At 45.0% G+C, this 12,752-nt stretch carries 9 protein-coding genes; 8 read left to right on the forward strand and 1 reads right to left on the reverse strand.

Annotation, left to right across the window (positions count from 1 at the left end):
• Positions 1–148: 148 nt before the first annotated feature.
• The 8 genes from AB4513_RS09530 (at position 149) to tldD (ending at position 11,058) form a co-directional block, all read left to right on the forward strand.
• A complete protein-coding gene (locus AB4513_RS09530; RefSeq protein WP_009847850.1) occupies positions 149–1,192 on the forward strand; it encodes a rod shape-determining protein in 1,044 nt (347 codons plus the stop codon).
• A 94-nt stretch (positions 1,193–1,286) separates the two neighbouring features.
• A complete protein-coding gene (gene mreC, locus AB4513_RS09535; protein ID WP_102257739.1) occupies positions 1,287–2,174 on the forward strand; it encodes a rod shape-determining protein MreC in 888 nt (295 codons plus the stop codon).
• Positions 2,164–2,652, forward strand: coding sequence for a rod shape-determining protein MreD (gene mreD / locus AB4513_RS09540; protein ID WP_009847848.1), 489 nt, complete (start codon positions 2,164–2,166; stop codon positions 2,650–2,652). Before mreC ends, mreD begins: the two co-directional genes overlap by 11 nt.
• Before the next feature lie 7 nt (positions 2,653–2,659).
• On the forward strand, positions 2,660–3,292 hold the full coding sequence (locus tag AB4513_RS09545; protein ID WP_009847847.1) for a nucleoside triphosphate pyrophosphatase: 633 nt from the start codon (positions 2,660–2,662) through the stop codon (positions 3,290–3,292).
• Positions 3,293–3,312: 20 nt separating this feature from the next.
• The gene (gene rng / locus AB4513_RS09550) at positions 3,313–4,782 is read left to right on the forward strand and encodes a ribonuclease G (RefSeq protein ID WP_009847846.1); all 1,470 of its coding nucleotides are present in this window, start codon (positions 3,313–3,315) and stop codon (positions 4,780–4,782) included.
• Between the two features lie 10 nt (positions 4,783–4,792).
• The gene (locus tag AB4513_RS09555; RefSeq protein ID WP_009847845.1) at positions 4,793–8,665 is read left to right on the forward strand and encodes a YhdP family protein; all 3,873 of its coding nucleotides are present in this window, start codon (positions 4,793–4,795) and stop codon (positions 8,663–8,665) included.
• Positions 8,666–8,780: 115 nt separating this feature from the next.
• The gene (locus tag AB4513_RS09560) at positions 8,781–9,593 is read left to right on the forward strand and encodes a carbon-nitrogen hydrolase family protein (RefSeq protein ID WP_009847844.1); all 813 of its coding nucleotides are present in this window, start codon (positions 8,781–8,783) and stop codon (positions 9,591–9,593) included.
• 19 nt (positions 9,594–9,612) lie between these two features.
• Entirely contained in the window at positions 9,613–11,058 is a 1,446-nt protein-coding gene (gene tldD / locus AB4513_RS09565; RefSeq protein WP_009847843.1) for a metalloprotease TldD, read from the forward strand.
• 104 nt (positions 11,059–11,162) lie between these two features.
• Here the strand turns inward: tldD and AB4513_RS09570 are convergent, their stop codons facing one another.
• Complete coding sequence (locus AB4513_RS09570) at positions 11,163–12,542, reverse strand: PhoH family protein (RefSeq protein ID WP_009847842.1); 1,380 nt, start codon at positions 12,540–12,542, stop codon at positions 11,163–11,165.
• Positions 12,543–12,752: the final 210 nt, after the last annotated feature.

A 12,752-nucleotide genomic window follows, 5' to 3' on the forward strand; every position in this document is an offset into this window, starting at 1 on the left:
TATGATTTTTTGGCTGTTAAGTTAGGAATCTGTAAGAAATTGTGGGTTTCAGTCCATGTTTATACTTCAATGCCTTGCCGTGACAGCAAGGCATTGGTACATTTAGTGCAATTTTTGTCTTCTAATTCTTGCAGGATGAGCGAAGAATATGTTTAAAAAGCTTCGTGGCATGTTTTCAAACGACCTATCGATTGATTTAGGTACTGCCAATACCCTTATATATGTAAAAGGCCAAGGCATTGTTCTTGATGAGCCTTCAGTTGTAGCTATCCGCCAAGATCGTGCGGGTTCTGCAAAGAGTGTCGCTGCGGTTGGTCACGCTGCTAAGCAAATGCTTGGCCGTACGCCTGGTAATATCTCAGCAATCCGTCCAATGAAAGACGGCGTAATTGCTGACTTTTACGTAACGGAAAAAATGCTTCAGCACTTCATTAAGCAAGTGCATGATAACAGTGTTCTTAAACCAAGCCCTCGCGTATTGGTTTGTGTTCCTTGTGGTTCAACGCAAGTTGAGCGCCGTGCAATCCGTGAATCAGCACTGGGTGCTGGTGCTCGTGAAGTTTACCTAATCGATGAGCCTATGGCTGCTGCGATTGGTGCAGGCCTACGTGTATCTGAGCCAACAGGTTCAATGGTTGTTGATATCGGTGGTGGTACGACGGAAGTTGCCGTTATCTCACTAAACGGTGTGGTTTACTCGTCTTCTGTACGTATCGGTGGTGACCGTTTTGATGAAGCTATCATCAACTACGTTCGTCGTAACTACGGCAGCTTGATCGGTGAAGCAACAGCCGAAAAGATCAAACACGAAATCGGTTCTGCTTACCCAGGCGATGAAGTCGATGAGATTGAAGTACGTGGTCGTAACCTTGCTGAAGGTGTTCCTCGTAGCTTTAGTCTGAACTCAAATGAAATCCTTGAAGCGCTTCAAGAACCTTTATCTGGCATCGTATCTGCAGTCATGGTTGCACTTGAACAGTGTCCACCAGAGCTTGCTTCTGATATCTCAGAAAACGGTATGGTACTGACAGGTGGTGGTGCACTGCTTAAAGACCTTGATCGTCTGCTAACTGAAGAAACGGGTATCCCTGTTGTTGTGGCGGAAGAGCCATTAACGTGTGTTGCTCTAGGCGGTGGTAAAGCTCTAGAGATGATCGACATGCACGGCGGTGATCTTTTCAGCGAAGAATAGTATCTAGTGTTAGGCTCTTTTCTTATCTAGTTTTATGTAAAGAGCCTAAGACCTTGTCTATAGGATCAAATGTCGCTCTAGGACCAAATATAGAATGAAGCCAATTTTTGGTAGAGGTCCCTCTCTACAATTGCGCCTGTTTTTTGCTGTAACATTATCAGCCAGCCTTATGCTGGCTGATAGTCGTTTAGATGCATTCTCAAATGTCCGCTATCTATTAAACAGCATGGTTGCGCCAATTCAGTATGCCGCTAATTTGCCTCGCACCATGTTTGATGGCGTATACGACCGTTTTAGTACTCGCAAAGGGCTAATTGAATCCAACCATACTATTAAACGAGAAGTCTTGCGCCTGAAGAGCGAGCTGATTCTGCTTGAGCAATATCAAGAGGAAAACAAGCGCCTTCGTAAGCTATTAGGCTCTCCGTTTATCCGTGATGAAAAGAAAGTCGTCACAGAAGTTATGGCCGTTGATACTTCACCCTACCGTCACCAAGTCGTGATCGACAAAGGTCAGATTGATGGGGTGTACGAAGGTCAGCCTGTGATCAATGAAAAAGGCATTGTTGGTCAAGTCACTTTTGTTGCTGCTCATAATAGTCGTGTTTTGCTACTGACTGATGCAAATAACGCAATTCCTGTTCAGGTTATTCGTAACGATATACGTGTGATTGCTTCTGGTAATGGCATGATTGATGAGATCCAGTTAGAGCACATTCCAACCAGTACTGATATTCAAGAAGAAGATCTGTTGGTGACATCTGGACTCGGTGGTGTATATCCAGAGGGTTACCCAGTCGCTTATGTGACTGCCGTTGATTATGACCCGAAGCGCGAGTTCGCCGTTATCAAAGGAGAACCTGTAGTTGAGTTTGATAAGCTCAGATACTTGTTGCTTGTGTGGCCTGATGAAAATAAACAGATGCAAGCAGAGCAATCTAGTATCGAACAAGCATTGTTAGAAGGTGAAAATGGCCAATAGCGTTTTAAGAAGCAAAGTAGTAATTGGCTGCTCATTTTTGATAGCACTTATTCTACAAACGATCCCTTGGCCGGGTAGTTTAGACCTATTCAGGCCATCTTGGTTATTACTGGTTACCTGCTATTGGGTTTTAGCGTTACCTTACAGAGTTAACGTTGGTAGTGCTCTAGTACTGGGCTTATTGTGGGACCTTTTGATCGGTTCGACTCTCGGTATTAGAGGCATGATGATGGCAATAGTAATGTACATTATTGCAATGAACTTCCTCGTGATTCGAAATATGGCGCTATGGCAGCAAGCGATAATCATTGCAGCCTTAACTGTGTTGTTTGAGGTGCTAATATTCTTTGGTGAATATTTGATCCAAGATGTCGTTTTCAATCCGTTATCGCTATGGAGCGCATTGATAAACTGTATACTTTGGCCTTGGATGTTTTTATTAATGAGACGTGTACGTCGCCATTGGCATGTAAGGTAGAGTGACGATGGAAAAGAAACATTTAGTTTTGGCATCCGGCTCTCCACGCCGCAAAGAATTGTTATCTCAACTCGGTTATGAGTTTTATGTCCTTGTAACTGATGTCGAAGAGTGTAAACACGCTCAAGAAACCGCCGAAGAGTACGTTAAGCGACTATCTTTAGATAAAGCCTTAGCTGCGTTGTCTTTATTGAAAGATAACCCTTCTGAAAAACAGCATGTTGCTTCTGGTTCTGATACTGTAGTTGCTAGTTCTCTTGATTCTGAAACAGTGGTTCTGGGCTCTGACACGGTCGTCGTAAGCCAAGGGCAAGTGCTCGAAAAGCCAATAGACCTTGCTGACTCTAAGCGTATGCTTACTCAGTTAGCGAATGATCGTCACCAAGTGATGACGGCAGTTTCTGTTGTATCGGAAGAAAAACAAAAGACAGAAATCATTATTACCGACGTATGGTTTAAACCCCTCAGTGAAAAAGAAATAGAACAATACTGGCAAACAGGGGAGCCATGCGATAAAGCTGGTAGCTATGGGATCCAAGGTTTGGGCGGACGCTTTGTTACCCGAATCGAAGGTAGTTATTACGCCGTTGTCGGCTTACCTTTATTTGAAACGGACCAGCTACTGCAAGAATTCTTATAATTACTAATCTGAGGTGCACCATGAGTGCTGAATTGTTGCTGAACGTGACCCCGAGTGAGACTCGTGTGGCCATGATTGAAGGGGGAGCTCTTCAAGAGATCCATGTCGAACGAGATGCTCGACGCGGGATCGTAGGAAATATCTACAAAGGACGTGTAAGCCGTGTTTTGCCTGGAATGCAGGCGGCATTTGTGGATATTGGCCTTGATAAAGCAGCTTTTTTGCACGCCTCTGATATTGTCCCCCACACTGAATGTGTTGCTGAGAATGAAAAGAAGCAATTTCAGGTTCGTGATATTTCAGAGCTTGTTCGCCAAGGGCAAGATATTGTCGTTCAAGTGGTCAAAGATCCTCTTGGTACCAAAGGTGCCCGTCTAACCACTGACATTACATTACCATCTCGTTATCTGGTATTCATGCCGGGCGCAAGCCACGTTGGTGTTTCTCAGAGAATTGATAGTGAGTCAGAACGCAACCGCCTAAAAAAAGTCGTGTCTCGTTACTGTGACGAGCACGGTGGCTTCATCATCCGTACGGCAGCAGAAGGCGCAGATTCAAATGAGTTGGCGCAAGATGCCGCATTCTTGAAGCGATTATGGCTAAAGGTGTTAGAACGTCGTGGTAAGCACAAAGCTCGTACTCGCTTGTATGGTGAGTTGTGCTTAAGCCAACGTATCTTACGTGATTTTGTCGGTACTGAGCTGAGCAAGATTCAGGTCGATTCTCGTCTAGAATATGAAAACCTAAAAGAGTTTACTTCTGAATACGTGCCTGAGCTAACAGACAAGCTTGAGTTGTATGAAGGTGATAAGCCTATCTTTGATATGTACGATACCGAGAACGAAATTCAACGTTCATTGGATCGCAAAGTCGAATTGAAGTCTGGTGGGTATCTGATTATCGACCAAACAGAAGCGATGACAACCGTCGACATCAATACTGGTGCCTTTGTTGGTCGTCGTAATCTAGAAGAAACGATTTTCAATACTAACGTCGAAGCGACACAAGCTATTGCTCGTCAACTTCGCCTTCGTAACTTAGGCGGCATCATCATTATCGATTTTATTGATATGCTGTCTGAAGAACATCGTAAGCGAGTACTAACTTCTTTAGAAGCGGCATTAGACAAAGACCGTGTGAAAACCAACATTAATGGCTTCACACAGCTTGGTTTGGTTGAGATGACTCGTAAACGTACTCGTGAAAGTATTGAGCATATTCTGTGTTCTAGCTGCCCTGCTTGTGAAGGTCGCGGTAGCGTGAAGACAGTTGAAACCGTTTGTTATGAAATTCTTCGAGAGATCACACGAGTGAATCGCGCGTATGACGCCGATAAGTTTGTTGTTTATGCGGCGGCTGCCGTTGCCGAGGCGTTAGAAGGAGAGGAATCTCACGCGCTTGCTGAGCTTGAAGTGTTTATTGGTAAGCAAGTTAAAATTCAGGCTGAGCCTCTGTACATACAAGAGCAGTTTGATGTTGTTATGATGTAATGGATATTTTGTGAGTTCAAGCGTTACTCTGATTCTTCGTACATGTCTATGGTTAGTGGTTACTCTCTTAGTAACACTAGCCATTGCTGTCACTACACTGCGTGTAGCCTTACCCAATTTAAATAAGTATCAATCTGAAATTGAGCTTTGGGTAAACCAACATTCCGGTTTTGAGTTTTCTATTCAAGATGTGGGTGGTTTTTGGCGTAACACTCACCCCTCTATTGCTCTGCAAGGTGTTAAGGCTAGCCTTCCCAACGCAGAAGATGTGGCTTTCTCTGTTGAGCGTGTTGAAGTTGAGTTTGACTTGATTCAATCGGTCGTGCAGATGCGTCCTGTCGTGGCCGATTTGGTCATGAATCAAATGTACCTCGACATCCGCTCAATTGATCTATTTGCCGGGCAAAACGGTAAAGATGAACCTAAAGACCCCGGCTCTTCCAAGCGAGTGATGCAGGAGCTGGACAATTTACTTTTAAAAACTTTGGTGGATGTGACCGCTAAAGATTCCTCTCTTCTATATCGAACTATCTCTGGTGAAGAACGTCAGCTTGATATCGAAACTTTAAAATGGCAAAACTCAGGTAAACATCACCTTGCGGAGGGGGTAGTAAGTATTAAAGACGCTAACCTCAACTCTTTGTCAGTAAGTGCTAACTTTGTTGATGGTGGTTCTTTAACTGATATGACGGGCGAGTTTTATGTCAGCGCGGATAGTATCTCAGTAATGCCTTGGTTAACTCGTTATATGCAGGCAGAATCCGGCATTGAGACGGGCACGGTGAGCTTGAATAGCTGGCTAACGCTACGAAATAGCAAGCCAGTTAGCGCTTATGTTGAGGTATTACCTTCAGAACTGACTTGGAATGAAGATGGTCAACATGACTTGATGCTTGAGTCGGGTGTTTTTAAATTATCCCCCATTGATGGTGGATGGCAGGTTAATGGTCACTCACTAAATCTAAGAACGGATGACAGGCCTTGGCCTGAACTTGATGTCGCTTTCAAGTGGAATAAAGGCCCGTGGGAACTTAATGTTTCTGAACTTGATGTTGAAACCATTACTCCGTTGATCAAGTTGATGCCAGATTCTTCGCAATCTACCCAAATGATCAATGCATTGGCACCGGGCGGTATCGTTTCAGACATTCGCGTTGCGATGGACTCTGGAATTGAAAGCTTGCGTTACTCTGCGAACTTTTCCGATTTGGCGATCGAACAATGGGAGTTAGTCCCTGGCTTTAGCCAAGTATCTGGGCATGTGTTTGGCTCGGCTTCGGAAGCGAAAGCCAGCTTATATGTTATTGATGATGTGTTTCCTTATGGTGATGTTTTCCAAGCGCCTCTGAATATCAAACAAGGTCAGGTTGATATTGTTTGGCAGCAAGATGAAAACGGCTGGAAACTGTGGTCGGACAAAATCACTGCAGCCACGCCAGATTTACAAGTACTAGGCGCATTTCGCTTGGACTTTCCAGATAACGCTAGCCCTTACCTTTCTTTTTATGGTGAAGCGGACGCTTACAACGTCGGTGAGACATGGCGCTATTTGCCGACATTGGCACTTGGCCAAGACTTAACCGATTACCTTTCAACAGCGATTCAAGCGGGTAAGGCCGACACCGTTAAATTACTTTGGCATGGTGAATTAGCCCAATACCCGTACACCAATCATGATGGTATTTTCCAAGTTTGGGTTGGCTTAGAAGACGCTAAGTTCAGCTTCGATACCGCGTGGCCATTGATAACCGACCTTCAACTTGACCTGTTATTTGAAAATGATGCGATGTATTTAGACTCTCGCTCCGCTCAATTGATGGATGTGGCGGCAGATCGAATCACTGGTCGTATTCCTTATTTAGGGGAAGGCGGTCATATCGAAATTGAAGCTAAAGCAACGGCGTCTGGTAATGCAGTTCGAAATTACATGACTGCTTCGCCACTCGTAGATTCTGTGGGTGCTGCGTTAACTGCGCTTAAAGTGAGTGGTGATGTCTCTTCTGAGTTCCAGCTTAATATTCCGTTTGATTCTGAACAAGAACCTAGAGCGTGGGGATATGCAGATCTGAGTGGTAATCATGTTGAGATTGAAGCTCCACCAATGGTGCTAGAGAACACCACTGGTCGTATTGAATTTGATAATGATGTCGTGACAGCAAGTGGTCTTGCAGCTGATTTGCTTAATCAAGGTATCTCGGTTGACTTTAAAGGTCTTAATGATGGACCTGGCTATGCAGTGGATCTTGATGTGTTAGGTGATTGGGACGTCAATCCTCTAAAGCCGTATGTCGGAGAGCAGTGGTTAAGCCGTTTGTCGGGTCATGCACAATGGCAAAGCCAGATCGATATTCAACTTAATGATATTGGTTTTACTTACCAACTCGACTTACAGTCAGACCTCAAATACTTAGCGAGTGATTACCCATACCCATTAGCTAAAAAGTCATTAGAAAGTGGCTCGGCAAGGCTACAAGCCTCGGGCAATCAAGAATCGATTACCGCGCGTCTGCAATTGCCGAGCACTAAATACCAAGCTGAGATTGATATTTCCGGCGATGTTCCTGAATTAACGGCGACCAATTTAGTCCTTGGTCGTGGTGGCTATAAAATTAGCCCCGTGGTAGGGCACCATGCCTTGATTCGTACCGATAAGTTCAATGCCGATGACTGGCTGTCAGTAGTCATGGAGCCAGTGCAACCATCGGATGCTGTCCTTAGCCAGATGAACAGGCCAACCATTCCAGCGCCACGTCGCATCACCTTCGAGAGCAAAGAGCTGATCTTAGGTGGTATTTCTTGGAATGATGTTGATTTTAGCGCTCGAAAAAATAAGCAAGCATGGCAAATGGAAGTGTCTAGCCAAGAGCTAGAAGGAGATATTAACTACCTGCCACCTTATGATTTGACGGTTTCATTGGATCGCCTGCATCTGTTTGTTCCTGGGTGGAGTGACAAGAAAAACCAAGATCAACTGCTACAGCGTAAGGCGCAAGAAGCACCATTGATCTCTGAGTTGGATAGAAAGCTCCATGATGCGATGCCGAATTTGACGCTGACCTTGAACGACTTCTGGCTTCAAGGCTATAAAGTTGGCAAGGTTGATGTTGAAATGGCGAGAAAGGAAGACCGCATTGAGTGGAATAAGATTCAGGTGAGAAGCGGCGGAAATAAAGCGGATATCAGTGGCTGGTGGGAACTGCAAGGCGATAAGAGTCATTCATCGTTAACTCTTGATGTTGAAGGTGAAAACAACAGTGAGTTAATGGAGCGTTTCGGTATTACTTCCGGGATTCAAAAAGCGCCCTTTGAGTTAGAAGGTCAATTGACTTGGGATGGTTCGCCTTGGGGGATCAAAATGGATACCCTTGATGGCAACGTTAAAACCCAATTTGGTAAAGGTATTATCTCGGATGTGAGTGGCGCAGCTCGATTACTGGGGCTGTTTAGCCTAGATTCGATTATCCGTAAGATGCAGCTCGACTTCTCGGACGTATTTGATAATGGCATGGCATTCAACAGCATCACAGGAACTGGCGAGATTCAAAATGGTATCTTTCTGACTAACGATCTGAATATGGATGCGGTCGCCGGTGAGATGAAAATAAAAGGGATCGCCAACCTCAATACACGCGAGGTCGATGCTGAAGTGAACTTCACCCCAGATATCACCTCCGGGATTCCAGTATTAACGGCTTTTGCGGTAACGCCTCAAACAGCGCTATACGTGTTAGCGGTGACTACGGTTATTTCTCCGGTTGTTGAAGTCTTTACCCAAGTTAATTATTCGGTGAAAGGACCGTTGGATTCACCAACAGTGAGCGAGCTTTCTCGCAGTTCTGGAGAATTCCAGCTACCAGAAAAACTCAGAAAATTAGCCGAATAAGCCTTAAATTAGCCAAATAAACCTTAAATTAGCCGAAAAAAACTTAGTATCCTAATCAGCTAATATACGGTGAAATGCTGATTTCTGAATCATAATGAATGGAGGAGCGATACACATGGATTGTGTTGGGTTGATTCAAATGACATCAGGCCCTCGACCTGACTTGAACTTTGATTATCTTGCTCAAGAAGTAGCAAAGTGCAAAGAGTTGGGGGCTAAGTGGGTTGTGTGCCCTGAAAATGCGTTAGTCTTTGGCAGTAAAGCCGACTATCACCAGTATGCTGAGCCTCTAAATGATGGCCCACTGCAAAAGAAAGTCTCTGAGCTAGCAAAGCTTTACCGAATTTGGATTGTTATTGGCAGTATGCCGATAAGCACAGCTAAAGGCGTGACTACCACAACTTTGGTGGTTGATGATTTTGGTTGCCTCGTTGCTCATTACGACAAGCTACACATGTTTGATGTGGATGTCGCTGACGCACATAAGTGCTATCGAGAATCGGATATTTTCACGCCCGGTGACCGAGTGGTAACAACGGAAACGCCTTTTGGTCGCTTAGGTTTGAGTATTTGTTATGATGTGCGCTTTCCGCACTTGTATTCAGAGTTACGCAAGCAAGGTGCACAAATCATAGTGGTACCGGCAGCTTTTACCGCAGTAACAGGGCAAGCTCACTGGGAAGCATTATTAAGATGCCGCGCGATCGAAACACAATCGTGGATTATTGCGGTAGGGCAAGGCGGAAATCATCCTTGCCAAAGAGAAACATGGGGACACTCAATGGTGGTTGATCCATGGGGACGAGTGGTTGCACAGCTAGACCAAGATCCTAAAAGTATGGTGGTTGAGATAGACACATCCAGTTGCGAATCAATCAGGCAAAATATGCCAATCGCGCAGCATTCTCGATTTACCAATCAATTTTAATTACAAATAAGAGCCATTTATGAGCATCAATCAAATTGAAGAAGCGCTACTGAACCCAACAGGGCTGACGGAGCAAAATATCGCAGATACATTGGCGAGCATTGCTACCCGCCAAATTGATTATGCTGATATTTACTTTCAGTCAAGCTGGCATGAATCTTTAGTGCTAGAAGACAGCATTATTAAAGACGGCTCTTTCAATATCGATTGTGGTCTTGGTGTACGAGCGGTATCTGGTGAAAAAACCGGTTTTGCTTACTCTGACCAAATCCAATTGGATGGCCTTAAACAGAGTGCAATCGCGGCTCGCGGTATCGCTAAGCAAGGGCAAAACGGTAAGGTACAAGCTTTCAAGCGTAACTCTAACCAAGCTTACTATGATGCAGTTAATCCGCTAGCAAGCTGGGAAAAGCAGCAAAAGACAGAATTACTTAAAGCGCTTGATGCTTACATTCGTACTAAAGAACCGATGGTAACTGAAGTATCGGTGAGCCTAAGTGGTGTACATGAACAGATGCTTGTTGCGGCAACTGATGGTACTTTCGCTGGTGATATTCGCCCGTTGGTTCGTCTATCAATTAGCGTACTTGCACAGAAAGGCGATCGTCGTGAACGTGGCAGTGCCGGTGGCGGTGGTCGTTTTGGTTACGATTTTTTCTTAAGTGATGCTAACGGTTCTCAAGTTGCTTACCAGTTCGCTGATGAAGCCATTCGCCAAGCATTAGTTAACCTTGAAGCGGTTGCTGCGCCTGCTGGTGCAATGCCTGTGGTTCTTGGTTCTGGTTGGCCTGGTGTTCTACTGCATGAAGCGGTAGGCCACGGCTTAGAAGGTGATTTCAACCGTAAAGAGTCTTCAGTATTTTCTGGCAAGATCGGCGAGCAAGTTACATCAAGCCTATGTACGATTGTTGATGACGGCACATTAACGGATCTACGCGGTTCATTGAACGTTGATGATGAGGGTGTTAATGGTCAGTACAATACGCTAATCGAAAACGGCATCCTAAAAGGTTACATGCAAGATAAGCTAAACGCTCGTCTAATGGGTGTAGCGCCGACAGGTAATGGTCGTCGTGAGTCTTACGCGCATCTTCCAATGCCACGTATGACGAATACATACATGCTGCCGGGCGAACACACACCGGAAGAGATCATTGCAACGGTTGAGAAAGGCATCTACGCACCGAACTTCGGTGGCGGTCAGGTTGATATCACATCAGGTAAGTTTGTGTTCTCAGCTTCTGAAGCGTACATGATTGAAAACGGCAAGATCACTCACCCAGTGAAGGGCGCGACGCTGATCGGTTCTGGTATCGAAGCAATGCAGCAGGTGTCTATGGTCGGTAATGACCTAAGCATTGACCGTGGTGTTGGTGTGTGTGGTAAGGCTGGTCAAAGTGTGCCAGTGGGTGTTGGTCAGCCAACGTTGAAGCTAGACTCGCTAACCGTCGGTGGTACTGAGTAAAGCAGATTAGCCTCTGAAAAATCACTATAAAGATAAATTGAAAAGCGCCTCTATTGTGAGGCGCTTTTTGTTTATAGGTTACTGGTTCTGTGAGCGCGCAGAGTCTACATGTTTTCTTCCGCGAACTCAGCCAGTCGGCTACGCACCACACCATTGAGGTGGATGTTGGCACTGCCTTCGAAGTTTTTAAAACGCTCGACCATGTAGGTGAGCCCCGAGGTCACAGGAGTTAGGTAGGAAGAATCTATCTGCGCTAGGTTTCCTGAGCAGACGATCTTGGTCCCTTCACCACAACGGGTGATGATGGTTTTGATTTGTGAAGCGGTCAGGTTCTGACACTCATCCAAAAGCACAAATGCATTCTGAATTGAACGACCACGCATAAAGTTAATCGATTTGAACTGGATGTTGGCTTTATCACAGATGTACTTCATCGAGCCCTCTGTGCAGTGATCATTCTTGTGCAGCGCTTCCAGTGTATCGGTCACTGCAGCTAACCAAGGCAACATCTTCTCTTCCTCTGTACCCGGAAGAAACCCTATCGACTCACCTATATCAGGTGTGTTTCGGGTTACGATGATCTTATCGAACTGTTTACGTTCAATAGTTTGTTCAAGTGCAGCAGCCATGGCTAACAGTGTCTTACCACTACCAGCAGCGCCAGTGAGAATCACCAGATCAATATCAGGGTCGAGCAGGGCATCGATCGCCATACCTTGGTATACGTTTTTGGGTGTGATGTCCCATGCTCTGCGATTCATTAGTCTTTCGCGACTGAGGTCTCTTAGTGTAATGCTTTCAGTTTCAATCTCTTCGACTCGAGCTGCAAAGTCACTTTCTTCGTCAATCACATACTGGTTGAGAAAGGTTGGCTCGAACGGCGCTCTTGCTAAGGTGTGCAGGGTCTTTCCGCCTAAACTTCTGCTCTCGACATTATCGATACCATCCCAAAATGAGCCTTCCAGTTGTTGGAAGCCTTTGGTGAGGTATTGGATATCATCAATCAATTGGTCGGTTTGATAGTCTTCAACAAAACGGACACCGGCGCCTTTGGCTCGTAAACGCATGTTGATGTCTTTGGTGATAAGAACCACTTCGCGTGGCGCGCGTTTATTTTGAAGATAGAGGACTGCGTTGAGGATTCGGTTATCGCCAGCTTTGTCATCGGCGAAGGCTTTGATGCTTTCTTGAAGTTCGTAATCTGCGAGTATTGAAATACTGCCAGATGCGTTTATGTCTTTAGAAAAAGGGATGCCTTCCGATATTTGGTCTGGTGTGGCTTCCCTGAATAAGTCTTCGAGAGTTCGAATCGCAATTCTCGCATCTCGAGCAACATCTCTTTTACTGTCTTTGATTCTGTCGAGTTCTTCTAGCACTGTCATTGGGATAACGACATCGTGCTCTTGGAAAGAAAATATAGCGAAGGGTTCGTGAAGTAGGATATTGGTGTCTAAAACAAATAGCTTCCGGTTGGTCTCGCCCATAGCATCTCCTTGCCGACGTGCGGCTTGCCTTGCATTCATTGAACGTAGATTAAGCTCATATAAAGGTTAGTATCTGATTCTAGTGATAGTCAACAACTCACCTAAACTTCATTTGAGAGCTGCATTCTGCTCTCCATAGAATAACCATGATTTTTTGACAGTTTGATTGCACTTATGAAAACAGAAAAAAAGTATGAAATCGTCTCCTTT

This window comes from Vibrio sp. 10N.222.54.E6 (assembly GCF_041473955.1).
Lineage (GTDB): Bacteria > Pseudomonadota > Gammaproteobacteria > Enterobacterales > Vibrionaceae > Vibrio > Vibrio tasmaniensis_A.